Raw genomic sequence first — 21,305 nt, forward strand, 5'->3', positions numbered from 1 at the left:
TACCTGGTCAAGGATATAAGCGAAGGATGATCTATTCAAAATCCCGGGAATCCCCGCCGAGAAAACCGTTAAACTTCGCATTTTTAATATCGAACGGTAGCTGGGCCATACAGTAGTACAAAAGCTCGATCGAGCGATCAAATTGGTGGCCGTAATGGCCAATTTGTGCCCTTTTCTTGTACTTTTTTGGGCAAGCAAAAAAGTACAAGAAACGAGCAGGTGGACATTCAATCGAACTATTGAGGGATCAAATTGCTCCCAGGTTAAAATATAGTCGGACAATAATGATTTATTATAGTTAAATCCCCTCAGGGTTTAGGGAATTATCATTATCCCGTGGCTGTGGCTTTAATGAGCTTGCGCCCCCGTGCCGTATTCCGGCAAATATTTATGCTTCCATCTTCTATGGCTCCAAACCCAGCCTTCCGGCTCTTCATAAATTTTTGATTCCAAGTATTTTACAAAAGCTTCAGTGATAACTCCATCGGGTGTATTGATCGGGTCTTCGAAGGCCAGCTTCAGTTCTGCTTTGTAATACCCCCTTTTGATTCTTTTTATATTGGCAAAAACAACGGGGATATTATAGCGCTTGGCTTGGGTTTCGGGTCCCTTATAAAAAAGTGTCATCTGGTTGAGGAAGGGATACCAATACCCACGGTGTTTCTTACCGGGGTTCTGATCGGCCACTAAAGCGATCAGGTATTGTTTGCCTATCCAGGGAGTCATCGCATTTTTCATGTCGTTGGCCGGGAGCAGTACGCTACCGAATTTTTCCCTGAAATGAATGAATACGCGGTTCATCGTTTTACTGCTGAGCGGCATGAAAACCACTAAAAACTTGAACGGTACGCCTTGCATACAAAAGAGGTTGGCCCATTCCCAGTTGAAATTATGTCCCAGGTGTAATTGGCAACTTTTGCCCGCCGCATATAGGTCATGCAAGATGCTAAGATCACATAGGAAACGTTTTTGTAATGATTTACGGCTCATCGTCAACAGCTTGATGGATTCCACCATCATATCCGTTAACCTGCGGTAATATTTTTTTGCTATAACCGTTAATTCCGCTTCACTTTTTCCGGGGAAAGCATTTCTCAAGTTTTGCATTACCACCTTTTTCCGGTAGCCCACCAGGTGATAAATAACGAGGTATATGAAATCACTTAGCAAGTACAGTAATGGAAAAGGTAATATTGAAACCAGGTAGAGTAAACCCAGGACTACATAATACATATTTGTTTCCTTCTACTGTTATAAAATGATGTTTTGTACGAGCGGACTTTTTTCCGGGTAGTCAGTATTGTAGTGCAAACCGCGGCTTTCGTGCCTGAAACTTGCGCCTTTTACTATTAAGTATCCCACGGTAATAAGGTTACGCAGCTCGCATAATTGCGGTGAAAGCACCGTTTTGGCATACAAGGCTTCCGTTTCTTCATGCAACATATCCAGGCGGCGCATCGCCCTGGCCAAACGGGTATTGGTTCTCACGATACCGACATAGTCGCTCATCACCTGTTTCAGTTCTTTTAAGCTTTGCGTGATGAGGATCATCTCTTTCGGTTCCGTTGTACCGCCGGCATCCCAATCCGGGATATCCTGTTTAAAAGAAATTTGATCGATCTTCTCCACCGCATCGAGATAGCAACGGTGCGCAAATACCATAGCTTCCAACAAGGAATTGGATGCGAGGCGGTTGGCGCCGTGTAAGCCCGTGCTGGCACACTCCCCGCAAGCATATAAATTACTGATAGAAGTTTGTCCCCATTCGTTTGTCTTGATCCCTCCACAACTATAATGTGCAGCGGGAGCAACAGGGATCATATCTTTAGTGATATCGATTCCTAGGGATTTGCATTTCTCGTAGATATTAGGGAAGTGGTGTATAAATTTCTGTAAATCCATATGCCTGCAATCCAGGTAAACATGCTCGGTACCCGAGATCTTCATCTCGCTATCGATGGCCCTAGCCACGATATCGCGCGGCGCGAGCGACAGCCGGGGGTCATATTTATGCATGAAATCTTCGCCCTGTTTGTTTCGAAGGATACCCCCATCGCCACGTACGGCTTCGGTAATTAGAAAGGAAGGATTCTCCCCGGGCTGATGCAAGGCAGTTGGGTGAAACTGGATAAATTCCATGTTTTCGATCTTGCCTTTGGCGCGGTAAACCATTGCTACACCATCACCGGTTGCGATAACGGGATTGGTCGTTGCACGGTAAACTTGGCCATTACCACCGGTAGCCAGCAGGGTGATCTTACTGAGTATCTTTTCGATTTTTTTTGTTTGCTGGTTGAGGATATAAACACCGTAGCATTCGATGCCTATCGTGGATTTGGTTACGAGGTAACCGAGATGGTGTTGGGTAATCAGGTCGATTACGAAACAATGCGAAATGATCTCGATATTTGATCTTTGGTGGATGGCTTCTAATAAGGCCCGTTCAATTTCTTTGCCGGTGACATCTTTATGGTGAATTACGCGGAATTCGGAATGACCGCCTTCACGGCCGTTAGCAAAATTACCGGCTGCGTTTTTATCAAAGTTTGTACCCCATTCTATGATTTCATTTACCCGGGCAGGCCCTTCTTTGACAACGATTTCAACAACTTTCTCATTGCAAAGCCCATCGCCGGCAATCAAGGTATCTTCGATGTGTTTTTCGAAGCTATCGTGTTCCAAATCGTTTACTACGGCAACACCGCCCTGGGCGTACTTTGTATTCGTTTCATCTTCCCTTGACTTGGTAATAATCGTCACCTTTTTGCCGGGAAATTTATCGGCAATTTTTAATGCGTATGTGAGTCCGGCAATACCAGAGCCTACAACCAAAAAATCTGTCTGATACATAATCTTCAAAAGTACGCAATTTTCGCATTTGAAGTGATGTATTTCAAGGTTTAAGGGTTTATATAATATAGATTTTAATGAAATTATAACCCATGTTTTACCAGGCTCTTTTCAAGTATTTAGAAGCGCCTTCCACTAGGCACCATTGCGCTAAACCGTAACTGAGCATGATAAATATACCGCCACCTTTAACCGGTTGGTAAAATCTATCATATGCCAAGATAGAATCTGACAGGACAAAAAGTATGGCCCCGGTTAAAAGAAACTTTACAAAATCATATGACAGGTGGGCATAGGAAAAGATACAGCTCATCAACATCACCGTGATGGCAATGGCATAAATAATAACGGGTAACGCCATATTACCTAGGTGCGGGTACAAGAATGCAACTAATGAGACCGCGTATAACAGCACAAAAGATGCATACCATAAATTGTTATGATTAACTATGCTTTTGGGAAGTCTACTTTGAATAAAAAAGATGGTGTACATAATATGCGCAAGTAGGAATGATGATAAACCCAGCATGAAAAAGGTACTGTCGGTTCCATTGATCAATAACATTATATCACCCCACCAAGAGAATACCAGCGCTAAGAAAATTATGTTCCTCGATCTATAGGTTGTATGGCCTACTTGCATCCAGTAATAGAGGGCCAGCAAAATCATCAGGGAAGGCTTCGTGATGTATCGTAAAAGGTCTACTTTATAGAATATTGCATAGATATCAATCAATAACAATAGAAAATAAAGAGTACCCCAAATATATTTTTGCATAACGTACAGGAAATAACTCCGAACAACTTACGCCTAATTTATGTATTTAACAAGATATAAAATGAAGTGCCTTCACCGGGCGGACTTTCCACTTTTAATTGTCCGCCGTGCATCTGTATAATTTGTTGTGACAAGCTTAAACCGATGCCCGATCCCTTTTTCTTCGTTGTGAAGAAGGGGATAAATATTTTTTGTAGGGCTTCTTGTTCGATGCCTGGGCCATTATCAATAATTGCGATGCAAATTTGTTGTGAGCTATTAATAAAACCTTTAACTTCAATCTTAGGATTTTCGGTATGCTCCAAGGCATCCATCGCGTTTTTAACCAGGTTAATTAATACCATTTGCATTTGTGCCTGGTCTGCACGGATCTCGGTATTCGGCGCTTCTATTTGCAACCTGAAAGAAATACCTTTCCCCTTGATTTCACTGTATAACAAATTACTGATGGTGTTCAAAAGATTGTCGAGTCGGACAAATGTAAATACGGGTTTGGGCAAGGTTGTATAATCCCGGTAAGCATTTACAAAATTCATGATGCCTTTACTCCTGTTTTCAATTGTTTGCAATGCTTCTTGCAGGTCTATCACGGCTTCGTTTCCACCGGGTACAGCGGGTACAAGATCCAGGTCAACGATCTCTTTCATCGTGCCGATCAAGGAAACGATCGGTGTAATTGAATTCATGATTTCATGACGTAAAATCTTCGTTAGATTTTGCCAAGCTTCTAACTCTTTCCGTTGTAGTTCGCCATGTATATTTTGAATAGAAATCAATTTCACGAAGCGACCCTGTAGCCTTACGGTGGTGGCATTAATTGATAATTGCTGCCCGTTCGGCGTGGGGTATAAAAACTTGCTGCCCGCGGGAATTTCGTGCAGCAGCCCCGGCAGATCCGGGTAAGTGCTCCCGAGCTCCGCTAAATATCTTAAGCGGTAAATACCTAGTAAGCGGAAAGCCGCGGGATTGATTAACTCGATTTTACCATCGGCGTCAAAGGAAAGCACCCCTACCGAAACGTGTTGGATAATCGTATCAATATATTTCAGGTTTGCTTCACGATCTGCCCTAGTTTGTCGAAAAGCTTCCAATACCTCGTTGAATTGCATATTCAGTGCTTTAAAACTTTCCCCGAGCTTATTGTCAGCGCTGAACCGTACCGAGAAATCTTCATAGCGGATCGCTTCTAAAAACAAGGACAACTTGCGGTTGACCCTTGTGGCGAAGTGATGCATTTGATAGGTTTGTACGATCAGTAATACCAAGAAGAGTAGCACCAGCAAAGGCATATGGCTGAATGCTGCCCAAGTACCTGCACTGATGGTCAATACCATTAAGAATATCCTAACAAGAATATTGATACTAAATTTTTTCAAACGAATCGGTTTATCAGATATTATATTTTTCCAATCTACGGTACAGTGCGGCACGACTAAGTCCCAACTCCTTGGCGGCTTCGGTAATATTACCGTTGAATTTTTTCAAGGCTTGGTTAATCATGTTGCGCTCCATTTCTTCAAGGTTGTAACCGGTATCCATGGATTTATCGTTGTTGTTATTGTTGGATTTCATGAATACATCCTTCGGCATCAAACTTTTTCCCTGGGAAAGGATAACGGCGCGTTCTATGGCGTGTTGTAATTCCCTTACATTACCCGGCCAATCATATTGTTCCATTTGTGTAACAAGCGTATCATGCAAGAATGCAACAGGGCGATTATATTTTTTGCGGTAAATTCCGAGGAAGTATTCTGCTAACATCACGATATCTTCCTGGCGTTCCCTTAATGCCGGTAGATGTAACTCGATGGTGTTGATGCGGTATAATAAGTCCTGCCGGAATAGGTGTTGCGCAGCCATCTGTTCTATGTTTCTATTGGTGGCGCAAATTAGCCTTACATCAACCGGTACAGCTTTATTGGAGCCTACTTTGGTGATAGAACGATTTTGTAGAACGGTTAGTAATTTTGCTTGGAAGGGAAGGGTAATATTCCCGATTTCATCTAGGAAAATACTTCCCTGGTGTGCTTCTTCAAACCTGCCGGTCCTATCTTCGCGTGCATCGGTGAAGGCGCCTTTAACGTGCCCGAAAAGCTCGCTTTCGAAAAGGGTCTCACTCAATGCACCTAAATCTACATTTACGAAGGGTTGCCCATTCCTATGTGAAAGTTGGTGAATATGCCGCGCCAATAAATCTTTACCGGTACCATTTTCTCCTAAGATCAGGATATTGGCATCTGTTTCGGCAACCCTGGCCGCCGTATCCAATAATTCTTTCATAGCGGGGCTGTCCCCGATAATAGGATTTTCAGAACCGGTAACCGCTTTATTGCTAAAGGATTTGCTGGCCTGGGTTTGCTCTTGTTTATTTTCAATGGCATGTTGTAGCGTGGCTATTAATTTCTCATTTTCCCATGGTTTTAATACGAAATCCACGGCCCCTGCTTTAATAGCCCGTACTGCCATTTCCACATCGCCATAAGCCGTGAAGAGTACGACAGCAGCGTCCGGTTTGATATCTAGTATCTTGTCCAACCATTCGAAACCTTCCTTACCGCTGCTAAGATCCCTGGTAAAGTTCATATCCAGTAATATCACATCATAGTCGAAGTTCGTTACCAGGTAAGGGATTTTTTGAGGATTCTTCTCAAAATCTACCTGCGAAAAATGTCGTTTCAATAATAATCGGGCGGCTCTGAGCACATCCGCATCATCATCTACAATTAAAACTTTGCCTGGGTGAATTGTATTCATATATAATGTTTTCTAAAAATCAATCTAACAAATGGCGTTCCTAAACTATCCGAGCAACTTTTTCGAAAGGGCACAATGGGCGCAATTACAATATTAATCAAACTATCAACAGGAATAATTACATTTTTCAATATAGATCAATTATCCACCAAACTGTCCGATTCCGAACACATGATGTCCACTACAGAACATTTTTTGAGGATGCATTTCCCTTAAATTAGCCACCATGGCGGTTTGGTCTGTTTGGCATATAGATTGGAAAAAGCATTATGCAAATTTTTTTAAGCAATGGATAGAAAAATTGAAAAGAAGTACTGGAATAAAAAACGGATCACTTGGGTGAGCGTAGGCTCCGTGCTCGGGCTCCTATTACTCTATAACCTCATATTTGCCGACCACAGGTCAAAATTAAATGTTGAAAAAGACAAAATCACGATATCTACCGTTACAAAGGGTTCCTTCGATGTTTATATCGCTGTAACCGCGGTCGTGCAACCCTTAAAAACAATTAGGCTGGATGCCATTGAGGGGGGCTATGTAGCGCAGAAATTCCTGGAAGGCGGGAGCATGGTTAAAGCCGGAGATTCTATTCTTAGGCTTGAAAATCAAAGGCTTATGATGGATTTTGTGAATCGTGAAACGGAAATCTACCGCTTGATCAACGAATTACAGAATACCCGCTTGCAACTGAAGCAAGACAAATTTTCGATGGAGAAGAGCCTGTCTGATCTAGATTACCAATTAGCCCAAGCAAAGGATTTATATGATAGGAATGAAAAACTGTTCAAGGATAAAGTGATCGCGCAGCAGGAGTTCATCAAAACGAAACTGGATTACGAACGATTGAAACAGCAAAGGGATATCGAAGTGCAGTCGCAACAATTTCAGCTGGAGAACTCGAGGTTGCAAATCCATCAACTGGAAGGGACCATCTCCAGGACGCAACGTAACCTGGAAATGATGAAAGATAATTTATCTAACCTGGTTGTTAGAGCGCCGGTATCTGGGCAACTTTCTTCGATCGATGTAGAAATCGGCACCAATATCAATGCCGGTCAAAATATTGGTCAAATTGATGACCTGGATGGTTTCAAAATGCGTGCAGAGATTGATGAGCACTATATTTCCAGGGTATTTACCGGTTTGAAAGGTAACTTCGAATTTAACGGGAAGTCTAATGAACTGGTTATCACCAAAGTATATCCCGAAGTGAAAAACGGGCGCTTCGAAGTGGATCTGAATTTCACCAAGGATGCGCCGGATGGCATTCGCCGCGGCCAATCTTCCCCGATCCGCCTGGAATTGGGGAAATCTTCCGAAGCCGTATTGTTGCCAATCGGCGGTTTTTACAGCGATACCGGTGGTAACTGGGTATACGTGGTTGATAAGTCCGGCAACAAAGCCGTAAAACGTAAGATTACGCTAGGACAAAAAAATCCACAATTCTTCGAAGTGCTGGAAGGTTTAGAACCGGGTGACCAGGTAATAACTTCGAGTTATGAAAACTTTGGAGATAAAGAAGTATTACAATTTTAAAATCTAAATCGCTATAATAAAACTCCTTCCGTCATTCTAAAATTACATTCACAAGAAAAGACATCGATATGATCAAAACAGTTAATCTACAAAAAGTATTCACTACCGAGGAAGTAGAAACTACTGCCCTAAATGGTATCAATATGGAGATCCAAGACGGCGAATTCGTTGCTATCATGGGGCCATCCGGTTGCGGTAAATCCACCTTGCTGAATATTATTGGTCTTTTGGATAACCCTAATGGCGGTGAATACCATTTTTGGGGTCAAGAAGTAGGAAAAATGAATGAGCGCCAACGTGCGCAGTTGCGAAAGGGCGCCATCGGTTTCGTATTTCAAAGCTTTAACTTGATCGATGAACTGACCGTTTATGAAAATGTGGAATTGCCGCTGTTGTATTTGAAAGTTCCCAGCTCTGAAAGGAAGGTAAGGGTGGAAGAGGTATTGGAAAGGATGAATATCATGCACCGTAGGAACCACTTCCCGCAACAACTTTCAGGTGGTCAGCAGCAAAGGGTAGCCATTGCCAGGGCGGTAGTGGCAAAACCGAAGTTAATACTCGCGGATGAGCCTACCGGTAACCTCGATTCTACGAACGGTGAAGAAGTGATGAAATTGTTGCAAGAGCTGAACGATGCCGGTACAACCTTGGTAATGGTGACGCACTCCCCTTATGATGCAGGTTTCGCTCACAGGATTATCAATTTATTTGATGGCCGCGTAGTGACGGAGAATATCAAGGAGCAGTTCCACGTATAATAATCCTAATACCAAAATCTTTATCCATGATCCGGAATTATCTCAAGATAGCATGGCGCAATTTGAAACGTCAGAAATTATATTCGGCAATTAACATCGGTGGTTTAGCGCTCGGTATTTGTATCAGCGTTCTATTGTTGTGGTACGTGCAAGATGAGCTCAGCTTTAACCGGATGCATAGTAAGGGAGATCAAATTTACCTGGTAACGAATTATTTTAAAAGCGGGGATAATGTAAAGTATTGGGATCGTTCTCCCGCAGGTATTGCAGCTACTGCCGTTAAAGAAATTCCGGGTATCAAACAGGCGGTGAGGATTGGGGGTAATTATAATGTAAGTTCTTTCAGCGTTGGGGATAAGATCTTTTATGATACGAAGAGCGGCTATGTAGACTCGAACTTCTTCAAGATGTTCGATTATAAATTGTTGATGGGGGAGCCGTCTAAACCTTTTCCCAATAATCATTCTATCATAATAACTGAAAAAACTGCCCTGAAATATTTCGGTAGTGTAGCCGCTGCATTCAATAAAATTGTAATGATCGATAAGGATCAAACATTTACTGTATCGGGTATTGTCAATGATTTTCCTAGTAATTCATCGATCCGTTACGATGTTCTCTTTCCACTGGATATTTTAAATAGTAGTTACCAACCCAATTCTTATTGGAAGTCCTTGGCCACTGATTTTGGTAACTGGAATTTTTATACGTTTTTGGAGTTAGACAAGAATGTAAATACAAAAAATATAGACGAACAACTTACTGCTTTACAACATCGGCATAACCAGTACGATGTTTCTAGTGTATGGGCATTGCAAAGTTTGTTTGATATACATCTCTACGGACCCGATGGTGAGCCTACGGCCTTGAGAACCGTGAGGATCTTCTTAATCATCGGGATCATTATCCTGTTGATAGGATGTATTAATTATGTAAATCTTTCAACAGCCAGGGCTAACCAGCGTTTGAGCGAAATTGGTTTGCGGAAAGTGGTGGGCGCTACACAAGCGCAGTTGTTCAAGCAATTCATGTCTGAATCTTTGTTGATCTTCATCTTTGCGTTCGCAATAGCCATACTAGGCATCAATTTATTATTGCCGTATTATAATAATGTCAGTGGGAAAGAGTTTTCATTTAGCCTGCTTAATATAAAATTGATCGGGGTTATGGCAACTGTGCTGTTAGCCACCCTGGTCATCGCCGGCTTATATCCTGCGCTCCTGTTGTCCTCCTTTAATCCCCTGAGATCTTTGAAAGGCAAAGGGGTGATCGGTTCCGGGAATGCTTATTTCAGGAAATCCCTGGTGGTGATACAATTTTTTATTTCTACGGCCCTCATAGTCGGCACGCTGGTAGTCGCCTCCCAGTTGAATTATATACATAATAAGGACCTTGGATTTAATAAAGAGCAGGTACTTAGCTTTTACGGCGCTAATATAGCTTATGATAAAATGGAGCGTGCGGTTGCCGAGGTTAAGAACATGCCGGGGGTAATCGCCGTTACAAGTGCCAGCGGTAATATCTTGAACATTGGCACAACTACGGGGGATACAGATTGGGACGGTAAGCCCGAGGATGACGGCTTCATCATACATCCCCTTTATACAGATGAAAACTTTATTCCCGTGATGGGGCTGCAAATGGCGGAAGGGAGGAATTTCTTTGCCGGGGAAGGTGGTAGTAAGACCGATATTATCCTTAATGAAACGGCAGTAAAACTAATGGGAATGAAGGATCCGGTAGGTAAAAGATTTTCTTTATACGAGGAAAACGGTACGATCATAGGCGTTGTAAAAGATTTTCATATGACTTCCATGCATAACAAGATCGAGCCCACCGTTTTTGTAAAAATGCCTGCATCTACCAACAGGCTATATGTGAAAATTGCACCGGGTAAGGAAAAAGCGGTAATCGATAAGTTGGAAGTATTATGGAAGCAGTATAATGCAGATTTGCCATTTAACTATGCATTTTTGGACGATACGTTCAATAATATGTATAAAGCAGATACAAAGCAGGCAAGCCTATTTAACTATTTTGCCGGCATCGCGATTTTCTTGTCTTGCCTCGGTTTATTCGGTTTGGTTACTTATTCTACGGCACAACGGTATAAAGAAATCGGTATCAGGAAAGCCTTAGGCGCTTCGGTAGTCAACATCGTGGGATTATTATCGAAAGATTTCATGAAGCTGGTTTTAATAGCCATCATAATTGCTGCACCGATTGCATATTACGCGATGAATACCTGGTTGGAATCATTTGCCTACAGGGTTAAAATACAGCCTTGGATATTTATTGCAGCAGGGGCATTGAGCGTTTTAATTGCCATGGTAACGTTGAGCTATCAATCAATTAAGGCGGCATTGGTAAACCCTGTAAAATCCTTAAGATCAGAATAAAAATCTTTGATCATGGTAGGAATTGAATTAGACATAGCAAAATACGTGGAGCAACTTTTTAGCTTCCAGCATTTGGCGAGCAACGCTACTGTTGACGATAGCCAGTTTTATATGCCGACAATTTTTGTATTGTCAATCATCTTGTTATTAGTAATCAGCGGGATGCAGTTTTTTATCATGATTCATTTATGCCGGCAAGAAGAAGAGCGGGAATATCGAAATGACCAACCCGGTACAATAGCAAAACCGGGAATTCGCTTAATAAAATGGGGAACAGCGATCGGTTGCTTACTAACCGTGATATCAATGGGATTCCTGGTTCAACCAAAGACTCGACATAATATCAGCCTAGAGAAGAATTTTTGTGACAAGAAAGCAAGCATCTGTGCGCAAGCCCAGCAGGCATGCGGTGGAAAAAAAGCGGCATCTTAATAGCCGGAACAAATTGATTATTATCCAAAAATTGAATCTACATGTTTTTTAACTATTTCAAAGTTGCATGGCGGAATTTGTGGAGAAACAAGATGTTTTCAACCATCAATGTTTTTGGTTTGGCATTGGGATTGTCTTGCTGTATGTTACTGGTTGCTTATATCTACCATGAATTGTCTTATGATCGGCACTGGAACGGAAAGCAAAATATATACTTGTTGGAGTCAGATTTTTTTAGGGAATCCACCGGAATATTAAAAGCCGCAACTTCATCTGCCCCTTTTGCTCCGGCATTGAAAGAAGCTTTCCCGCAAGTTAAACAAACTACACGTCTATTTTCAAACCCCGGATCGGATAAAATATTATTTCATTATACCAATAAACAGCAACAAAAAATTGCTTCCTACCAGTCTAAAGGGTATTACGTGGATAGTACCTTCTTTGATGTATTCGAATACAATTTCGTTGAAGGGAACGCTACGTCGGCATTAGCGGCTACGAATGCGATTGTTTTGTCAGAAAATTTGGCAAGGGAATTATTTGGAGGCGCCCCGGCCTTAGGAAAATTTATCGAGGTGGAAAGCGATATGGGTAAATTCAACCTGGAAGTTACGGGTGTGTACGATGAAGGTAAAAACTTATCGCATATCAACGCGCGGTTTATTATGCCTTTAACGATGGGTTGGGTCGCTGATTTTATCCGTTCAAATGATGTCGAATTTGCTGCAAATAATATGTTTTATACGTATATCCGTCTAAAAGATGGATATACTCAAAATGATTTAGAGAAGCTTTTGCCGGGTTTCATGGAAACCTATGCCAAGAAAGATTTAGAATTGATGGGTATTGACAAAAAAATTAAACTCGTACCTGTTGATCAGATCCATTTTTCTGTTGACATAAGCGATTATATTCTCTCGCCAACAACCAGTAAACTGTACCTGTATATCATCGCTTCCATCGCTATTTTTATGCTGTTAATCGCCTGTATTAACTTTATGAATTTAAGTACTGCAAGGGCAGCTAAAAGAGCGCAAGAAGTGGGCGTGAGGAAGTCCTTGGGAGCTTCAAAATCTTTGCTGATCCGCCAGTATTTGGGAGAATCGCTCTTCATTGCGATCATATCTTTCATAATAGCCATCTTTCTTGCTGTGCTTTTCTTGCCGCTATTCAATCAACTTACGGAAAGGCAGCTAAATTATTCCGTCTTTTTGAACCCTTGGATGATAACTATTTCTATTCTATTGACTTTGCTAACCGGCTTCATAGCAGGTAGTTACCCCGCCTTTTACCTGTCAAGGTACAACCCGGTTGAGGTTTTGAAAGGGAAAGTTACGAGGGGGAGTTCCGCGGTGTTATTGAGAAAAGGGCTAGTTATTTTCCAGTTTTGCATCGCTATTTGCCTGGTCATCGCTACGTTAGTGATCCAGTTTCAAATGCGTTTCCTGAATGATTCACCCCTGGGTTTTGACAAGGAAAACCAAGTCGTTATCCCGCTTAGAACGCCTGAATTGCGCGAACATTACACGGTGTATAAAGATCGCCTTCTTAATGATCCCAGGATTGTGAGCGCCGGGGCAACCGATTATTATCCCGGGGTGCCGAATTTTTCTGATTTCGGTTTATTCAGGCCCGGCCAGAGCATTGACAAAGCTGTTGTAACAAAAAATACCGGCGTTGATTTTGATTATTTACCTACGCTGAATGTGCAATTGAAGGAAGGTAGGCTTTTTTCAAAAGAATATGCTAATGATAGTATCCGGGGGATTATTATGAATGAGGCCGCAGCCAAGGCCCTGGGTTTTAAACCGGGAGAGAACGTGGCCGGGGCAACAATTGTCAACGAGTGGCACGGGAAACGTACCGACCTCGAAGTTGTTGGCTTGGTAAAAAACTTCCACTTCAGCAGTTTGCACGAGGAGATCAGGCCCTATGTTTTCATGTTGAGTTCTTACCAGAACGACTTTAATTACCTATTAGTTCGTACGAAGAAGGGGGATGTAAAAGATGTTTTGAATATGATGGAGGGAAAATGGAAAGAAATATTTCCAGAATCTCCATTTGTATATTCCATGTTGGACAGCGATTTTAAATCTAATTATCAAGCTGATCGGCAAGCAGCGAATATTGTCAATACATTTACGGCTATCGCGATTTTTATTTCTTGTATTGGGTTGTTTGGATTGGTAGCCTTTTCTACGCAACAAAGAACCAAGGAAATTGGTATCAGGAAGGTTTTAGGGGCTTCCGTTACACAAATTGTATCCCTGCTATCTTACGATTTTTTGAAACTGGTTGTTATTGCTATTCTCCTCGCTTGTCCGCTGGCTTGGTGGATGATGAGCAAATGGCTCGGTGCTTTTGCATATAGCATCTCGGTTGAATGGTGGATGCTTGCCGGAGCGGCAGTTTTAGCATTACTTATTGCAATATTTACAGTGGGTTTTCAAGGCATTAAAGCTGCCTTGGTGAACCCTGTTACTACTATAAAATCCGAATAATAAAAGCGTTTCATTATGCTAAGAAATTATATGAAAATTGCCTGGCGTAATATTCAAAAAAATAAAGCATTCTCCTTTATTAACATATTGGGTTTAGCTATTGGTATCAGCGCCGCTATAGTTATATATATGATGGTTCGATTTGAAACCACGTATGAAGCATTTCTGCCGGATGGTAATCGAATTTACAGGATCGTTAGTAATATTGGCGCTCCCAGCAATTATTCTAAGAATGCCGGGGTGCCCGCGCCGGTCTTTGAAGCAGTTCCGAAAGAAATTTCAGGCATAGCGTCGGTAGCGCCTTTAATTTGTAGCTATTATCAAACAAAGGTTACCATACCGGGGGCACCGGATAAGCTTTTTATTGATCAATCGCATATTGTATTAACAAATTCCCAATATTTCGATATCGTCCCTTACAAATGGTTGGCAGGCAGCGCCGGAGCTTTAAATGAGCCTTACAATATGGTATTGGATGCAGATCGAGCCAAGGAATACTTCGGTGACATTTCCCCGGCTGCCATGTTGGGAAAAGTGGTGACCTACAATGATACGGTACATTACACGGTATCGGGAATCGTAGCTCCTTTAAAAGGGCGGACAGACTTTACTTTCCAAGATTTTATTTCTTGGAAAACTCCCAATACGTCGATTTATGAATCCTGGTCCTGGGGAAAGTGGACGAATACCAGCGATGCTAACCAGTTATTGATCAAAACAAATCCCGGTGTAACCGCGGAGAATATTAATCAGCAATTGGCGAAATTGCGTGCCCGGAATGTTGAAGGTCCGGATAGTGAAGGTGCTTTTATATTACAACCCATCAAGGAAATGCACTTCGATAACGGGTATGATAATTTTAATCAGCACCAGGCGAGTAAAACCGTTTTCAAAGGATTGTTTATAGTTGCAATTTGCTTGCTGACTTTGGCATGTATTAATTTTATCAACCTAAATACAGCCCAAGGCAGTATCAGGACCAAGGAAATCGGCATCCGTAAGTCCTTAGGAAGCTCAAGGTTACGGCTCATTTTACAATTCTTAGGAGAAAGTACCTTGTTGACCTTCTTGGCAGCATTGCTCTCACTTGCATTCATTCCCGTTTTGCTGAACCTCTTCCAAGAATTTTTGCCGGTGGGCATGACGTGGAGAATGTTACTGGATAGTCACATAATAGCATATTTATTATTGTTGATTGTAACGGTAAGTATTTTGGCAGGTTTATACCCGGCATTGGTATTATCTCGCTTGAAGCCGATTTTGATCCTGAGAAACAGGTTTTTAATGAATAATGGGAAACGCAGGTTCACCCTCCGCCAGGTATTAACAGTGGCGCAATTTACGATTGCCATCGTGTTCATCGTGGGCACATTGACCGTATCAAAGCAACTGAAATATGTGCTTTCTAAGGACCTGGGCTATCAAAGAGATGCCATCGTGCAGATACAAATGCCCTGGAGAGGGAATATCAGTTCGGCCAAATCCGTAATGATGAACAGTTTAGCCGCCATGCCTGCTGTAAAGTCCATCAGTACTGCAAATGCGGCTCCTATCTGGTTCGGTTCGATCCAGGTGGGGGCTAAGGCTACTGCTAATGGAAAAGACTGGGAAGGAAGTGTTCAACAAAGGGTCGTTGATGAGCATTATATCGATTTATTCGAATTGAAATTAGTTGCCGGGAGAAACTTTTTGCCATCCGATTCGAGTAAGGAGTTGATTATTAACGAAAGTTTTGCGAAAGAGTTGGGTTTCAAACAACCTGCTGATGCTTTGCTTCAGACGATTGATGGGGTTGGAGGTGTCAGGACGGTTGTCGGTGTATTGAAAGATTTTAATTTCAGGAGCTTGCATGAGAAGATTGCCCCGTTGGCCATGTACCCGGATAAATATGCCTCCCGCGCGATATTCGTTAAACTAAATCCACCGAAATCCGGTGAAGGTTGGGGGCCAGCCATCAAGCAGCTACAGGAATTAACAGATCAGCAGTTTCCGTTTAACATCAATAATGTAGAGTTCTTTGACCAGAAAGTTAAGAACTTGTATTCCAAGGAAAGACAAGTGCGTTACCTGTTGGCATGGTCATGTGGTTTAATGATCTTCATTAGCTGCATGGGATTATTAGGTTTAGCCATTCACTCAACAAAACAACGAACAAAAGAGATCGGTATACGCAAGGTGCTAGGCGCCAGCGTAATGGGAATCTTGAGTTTGTTATCAAGGGAATTTATTCTACTCGTGATTATTGCATTGTTTATTGCAACTCCTATTGCATGGTATTATATCAATCAATGGCTGCAAGAATATGCATACCGCGTTACCGTCAACGGATGGATATTCCTGCTGTCAGGATTAGGGGCATTATTGATTGCCATATTAACGGTTTCGTATCAAGCGATCCGGGCAGCAACTATGAATCCCGTTATTTCATTAAAAGATGAATAAATAACATCTGTACATAAACATGTAAAATTTTTCAATATATGTTTTTGAATTACATCAAAATCGCCTGGCGAAATATTTGGAAGTCGAAAGTTATTACAGGTATCAACGTATTCGGACTTTCCGTTGCCATCGGGGCAGCGCTGTTGCTTGGGTTGACAGCCTCTTGGGAATTTTCCTTCGATAATTTCCATCCAAATGAGAAAGATTTATACCAAATATATTTTAGGAACTACGGTGCGAACGGTGAGGTCGAGGAGCGTTCTAATATGACTATTCCTTTAGTACCTGCATTATTAAATGAATGTCCTAGTGTTTTGAATGCGTGCAGGATCATCAGCGGGCCGGGGCAGTTGAAATACAAGGATAAGACTTTCGGTGCTTATTCTCGTTGTGCTGATCCCGGTATCCTTAAGATGTTCAATTTCCCGGTGATAGAAGGAAATAAAACGAATCCTTTAGGAGAGTTGAATAATGCCGTAATGACTGAAACGGCGGCAAAGAAATACTTTAAGGAGGAAGACCCGATCGGCAAAACGATCGAACTAAAATCACTTGACGGTTGGGATAATTACGTGGTTACCGCGATCTTGAAAGATATTCCTGAAAATTCATCCATTGATTTCGAAATATTGACACGCTTTGAAAAAAGTTACGGTTACGAAGATAGTAAGGATAATTGGCATAATTCGAGCCATGAACAATTCGTGCAATTGAGACCCGGTACGAACCCCGCTACATTTGAAAGCCAGGCGATTAACGTATTAAATAAATACTATGCCGAAGATATTGAACAAGCAAAGAAAGATGGTATCAATCCCGGACCTGGCGGTAATTACAAGGAAATAAAGACGATCCCGATCAACGAAATACACTTTAGCGGCATCACGAGAACAGGGAGTTCAATTAAGAAAAGTATCCCGGTGTTATTAATTGTTATCACGATCTTCTTATTACTGATCGCTTGTATCAATTTTATCAATCTTTCTGTCGGTCGTTCATTCACCAGGGCCAAGGAAATCGGCATGAGGAAAATGTTAGGCGCATTTAAGAGGCAATTGTTCTTCCAACTTTGGGGGGAAGCCTTTTTTGTATGTTTTATCTCGCTCATCGTTGGACTGGCTTTGGCCATGCTGATTTTACCGGAATATAATTCTTTATTCAGCGCTAATTTAAAGCTGGTGAATGTTTTGAAACCCATGAACATACTGGGTGTCGTTATATCTTTTGTCTTGCTGACCTTATTTGCAGGCGGATATCCGGCAATTGTTATGATGCAATTGAATACAGTTGAAGTTTTAAAGGGTAAACTAAAGATTAACCGTAAGAATTATTTCAGGAACGGGTTGATTGTAATGCAATTTGTATTTTCATCTATTTTGATCTGTTGTACACTTGTTGCCTGGGAACAATTGAACTTCTTGAAAAGTAAACCCCTTGGATTTAATAAGGACGCTGTTATCAGCGTACCGATCGCCAACCTGATGAACGGAAATAAGCTGGTTCAACTACTGCAAGATAAACTTCAAAACAATAGCTCCATTAAATATGTTAGTGGCGCTAGCAATAATTTGGGTTTAGGGAAAGACGGCAGCACGATGACTTCGCGTGTTGGGTTCAGGTTTGAAGAACATGATGTTGAAACCAACTGGTTGAGCGCCAGCTATGATTATATTCCTACATTGGGTATAGAAATTATCAAAGGACGGAATTTCAACAAGGCATATGCAACGGATTCGTTCGGGATAATCATTAACGAGGCCATGTGGAAACACCTGGATATCAAAGATCGGGAGCCGATTGGGCTAGAGTTGCCAATTAATGATGAAGGCCCGAAAATGAAGATAGTCGGGATAATGAAAGATTATAACTTCCAATCTTTACATAAAAAAATTGAACCATTATCGATCACCTTGGCGACCAATAACGATTATATTCCTTACGCATTTGTACAGGTTGCGGGTGGGCAATATGAAAATGGTATGAAAGCCGTAGAAACTGCTTGGAACGAGATACTTCCTAATCAGAAATTCTATGGTTCATTCCTGGATGAAAATATTGAGCGGCAATACAAGCGTGAAGAGAAGTTGTCCAGCATATTCGTTTCAGGCGCTATTTTAACGGTAATCGTTTCTTGTATGGGATTGTTTGCAATTTCCTTGCTGGTAATAGCGCAGAGAACCAAGGAGATCGGGATACGTAAAACCCTGGGCGCTAGTATCATGAACATAACGGTATTATTGAGTTTCGATTTCATGAAACTGGTGGGTTTAGGTATCGTGGTGGCATTACCGCTGGCGCTTTACTTCCTGGATAGCTGGTTGTCCGATTTCGCATACCATGTCAGCATCCGTTGGTGGTACCTATTGCTGGTTGCGCTGGTAGCGATTATAATCGCCCTTGTTACGGTCAGCTACCAATCGATTAGGGCCGCATTAATGAATCCTGTAAAATCCCTTAAAACTGAATAGTTATGTGGAAAAATTATTGGAATATCGCTTTGAGAAATTTATGGAAACGTAAATCGTATGCATTACTCAATATCGTGGGCTTGGCAATAGGAACGGCTTGTTTCATCTTGTTGTCAATGTTTACAAAACATGAAACCACGTTCGATCAGTTTCATGAACATGCAAATCAATTATACAGGGTAAAAGTGACCTATGGAGAGAACGGTGGCGCCGAGGATCATGTTTATACACCGAGCGCTTTGTCAGAAACACTGAAATCGGCTTCCTCGCAAATTGTAAGTGCCGTGCGTATCGCGCCATGGGTGAGAACATTAAAGATTGACGGTAACTTGTTTAGTGAGAAGGAATTTTTGTATGCCGATAATAACTTCTTTTCTGTATTTACATTTCCATTAATTGCCGGGGATAAGGATAAAGTTTTAACACGGCCCAATAGCTTGGTGATTTCTGAATCCGCCGCGAAAAAATATTTTTCTACTGTCAATGCGGTAGGTAAGGTTCTTGACATTGGAGGAGTACCCTACCAAGTATCCGGTGTAATGAAGGACGTGCCTTCTAACTCGCAACTACGGTTCAATATGGTAGCGTCTTTTATGGATTTGCCGGATGGGAAGACGCCCAATTGGAATAGACCGAATTATAACACTTATATCGAGGTGCAACCGGGTAGCAACATGCGCCAGATTCGCGAAAAAGTTAATCAAAACATCATCCAGGTGTTATTTGGCGGCCAAACTCCACCGGAAGGCTTCACGCTTAAGTTGGATTATGAACCGCTTACATCCATTCACTTACATAGCCCGCATGATGCGATGGTTGCGAATGTTGATATACGATATATTTACGCGATGAATGTGGTAGCACTTTTAATGATACTAATCGCGTGTATCAATTTTATGAATTTAGCTACGGCAAGGTCTTCTGAAAGGGCGAAGGAAATCGGTGTAAGGAAAGCCATCGGGGCCCGGAAGTGGCAAGTGTTTCTACAATTTTTGGTTGAGACTGCTTGCATCACTATGTTGGGCTTATTGATCGGTATTTTGATCGCATTCATCACGTTGCCTTATTTTAATAATTTGTCGGGTCGCATGCTGTCATGGAAATTATTCTCAGTAAAGGAAATGATTTTACTCGGCGGTTCACTATGGATGGGGCTAACATTGTTAGCTGGTACGTATCCTGCTGTATTCCTGTCATCCTTTTCTCCCCTGAAAGTATTAAAAGGTGGGCGTAGCTTCCGTGGAGGAGGATTGAGGCGGATATTGGTCGTTTTTCAATTCGCTGCTTCCGTATTTTTTATCATCGGCACATTCGTTGTCTTCTCGCAATTGAATTACATCAGGAATTCAAAGCCCGGCATGAACAGGAGCCATGTAGTTGTGTTGGATGTAAATGGGCATGCAGGGAAGAATTTTGATGCCTTTAAACAACAATTATTACAACAGCCCGGGGTGAGCGCCGTATCTGCTTCCTATGATTCGCCGGTTAATACGAACGGTGGATATTCTGTCAATGAAATTGAGGGTAAAGGCCGGAATCTAAACCTGGCGGTTACGGCGATCCCGGTTGAAAGGGATTTCGTGAAGTTGCTGGATATAGGCTTGCTTTCCGGTAATTATTTCACCGATGCCGATGTAAAAGACTTATCAAAAGAAGCGGATGCAAGGACGCATTTCATGATTAATGAAACGGCGGCAAGAGAATGGGGGCTCGACCCGGCAAGCGCCGTGGGAAAAAGAATTACTATGAATGGGCGCGTAGGTACGATCAGTGCGGTTGTAAAAGATTATCATTTCGCGTCTTTCAAAGAAAAAATTCAACCCTTGGTGATTTTCCTGGAATACGATTATTTCGGGAAAATGATGGTAAAAACTACCGGGGACACCAGGAAAAGCATTGACCAAGTTCAAACCGTATGGCAACATTTCTTACCGGACGTGCCGTTTGAATATCATTTCCTGGACGATGAATTTAACCGCATGTATAAAGATGATCAGCGAACCGCGTATATTTTAACCGTTTTTGCTACGATCGTGATATTGGTTTCCTGCCTGGGATTACTTGGCTTGGCTGCTTATACTGCGGAGCAGAGAACGAAAGAAATCAGTGTCAGGAAAGTATTGGGAGCTACGGTACAGCAAATATTATTCTTGTTATCAAAAGATTTCCTCAAGCTCGTATGTATCGGTATCCTGATCGCGGTTCCGTTAGCATATTATCTAGCTCATAACTGGTTGAATAGTTTTGCCTACCATGTAGGTATCAGTGCATGGATATTTATTCTTAGCGGCATTATAGCCTTGTTAATAGCCCTGTTAACCGTGGGGTACCAGTCTTTAAAAGCGGCCTTGGTATCACCGGCAGAGAGTTTAAAAATGAATGAATAA

At 41.9% G+C, this 21,305-nt stretch carries 13 protein-coding genes; 8 read left to right on the forward strand and 5 right to left on the reverse strand.

The genetic code is table 11. The annotated features are described in order from the left end of the window. Positions 1 to 348: 348 nt before the first annotated feature. The 5 genes from COR50_RS06305 to COR50_RS06325 form a co-directional block, all read right to left on the reverse strand. Entirely contained in the window at positions 349 to 1,233 is an 885-nt protein-coding gene (locus tag COR50_RS06305; RefSeq protein ID WP_098193207.1) for a lysophospholipid acyltransferase family protein, read from the reverse strand. Between the two features lie 18 nt (positions 1,234 to 1,251). Further along, positions 1,252 to 2,850, reverse strand: a complete 1,599-nt coding sequence (gene nadB / locus COR50_RS06310) for an L-aspartate oxidase (protein ID WP_098193208.1) — start codon at positions 2,848 to 2,850, stop codon at positions 1,252 to 1,254. Positions 2,851 to 2,947: 97 nt separating this feature from the next. Continuing rightward, a complete protein-coding gene (locus tag COR50_RS06315; protein ID WP_098193209.1) occupies positions 2,948 to 3,628 on the reverse strand; it encodes a lysoplasmalogenase in 681 nt (226 codons plus the stop codon). Between the two features lie 38 nt (positions 3,629 to 3,666). Next, entirely contained in the window at positions 3,667 to 5,004 is a 1,338-nt protein-coding gene (locus COR50_RS06320; protein WP_098193210.1) for a sensor histidine kinase, read from the reverse strand. 13 nt (positions 5,005 to 5,017) lie between these two features. Next, entirely contained in the window at positions 5,018 to 6,382 is a 1,365-nt protein-coding gene (locus COR50_RS06325; RefSeq protein ID WP_098193211.1) for a sigma-54-dependent transcriptional regulator, read from the reverse strand. A 288-nt stretch (positions 6,383 to 6,670) separates the two neighbouring features. On the opposite strand from COR50_RS06325, the gene COR50_RS06330 reads away from it, so the two are divergent. From COR50_RS06330 to COR50_RS06365, 8 genes are all read left to right on the forward strand, one after another. Further along, positions 6,671 to 7,918 carry an efflux RND transporter periplasmic adaptor subunit gene (locus COR50_RS06330; RefSeq protein WP_098193212.1) on the forward strand — a complete coding sequence of 416 codons (1,248 nt, stop codon included), beginning with the start codon at positions 6,671 to 6,673 and terminating at the stop codon, positions 7,916 to 7,918. Between the two features lie 68 nt (positions 7,919 to 7,986). Then, positions 7,987 to 8,676, forward strand: a complete 690-nt coding sequence (locus COR50_RS06335) for an ABC transporter ATP-binding protein (protein WP_098193213.1) — start codon at positions 7,987 to 7,989, stop codon at positions 8,674 to 8,676. Between the two features lie 26 nt (positions 8,677 to 8,702). Continuing rightward, positions 8,703 to 11,075: an ABC transporter permease gene (locus tag COR50_RS06340; RefSeq protein ID WP_098193214.1), complete on the forward strand. Its 2,373-nt coding sequence runs from the start codon at positions 8,703 to 8,705 to the stop codon at positions 11,073 to 11,075. Between the two features lie 12 nt (positions 11,076 to 11,087). Continuing rightward, complete coding sequence (locus tag COR50_RS06345; protein ID WP_098193215.1) at positions 11,088 to 11,507, forward strand: hypothetical protein; 420 nt, start codon at positions 11,088 to 11,090, stop codon at positions 11,505 to 11,507. A gap of 41 nt (positions 11,508 to 11,548) precedes the next feature. After that, the gene (locus COR50_RS06350; protein WP_098193216.1) at positions 11,549 to 14,008 is read left to right on the forward strand and encodes an ABC transporter permease; all 2,460 of its coding nucleotides are present in this window, start codon (positions 11,549 to 11,551) and stop codon (positions 14,006 to 14,008) included. A gap of 15 nt (positions 14,009 to 14,023) precedes the next feature. Then, on the forward strand, positions 14,024 to 16,450 hold the full coding sequence (locus tag COR50_RS06355; protein ID WP_098193217.1) for an ABC transporter permease: 2,427 nt from the start codon (positions 14,024 to 14,026) through the stop codon (positions 16,448 to 16,450). A gap of 38 nt (positions 16,451 to 16,488) precedes the next feature. Continuing rightward, complete coding sequence (locus tag COR50_RS06360; RefSeq protein ID WP_098193218.1) at positions 16,489 to 18,918, forward strand: ABC transporter permease; 2,430 nt, start codon at positions 16,489 to 16,491, stop codon at positions 18,916 to 18,918. Between the two features lie 2 nt (positions 18,919 to 18,920). Further along, positions 18,921 to 21,305 carry an ABC transporter permease gene (locus COR50_RS06365; protein ID WP_098193219.1) on the forward strand — a complete coding sequence of 795 codons (2,385 nt, stop codon included), beginning with the start codon at positions 18,921 to 18,923 and terminating at the stop codon, positions 21,303 to 21,305.

Source organism: Chitinophaga caeni (assembly GCF_002557795.1).
Classification (GTDB): Bacteria; Bacteroidota; Bacteroidia; order Chitinophagales; family Chitinophagaceae; genus Chitinophaga; species Chitinophaga caeni.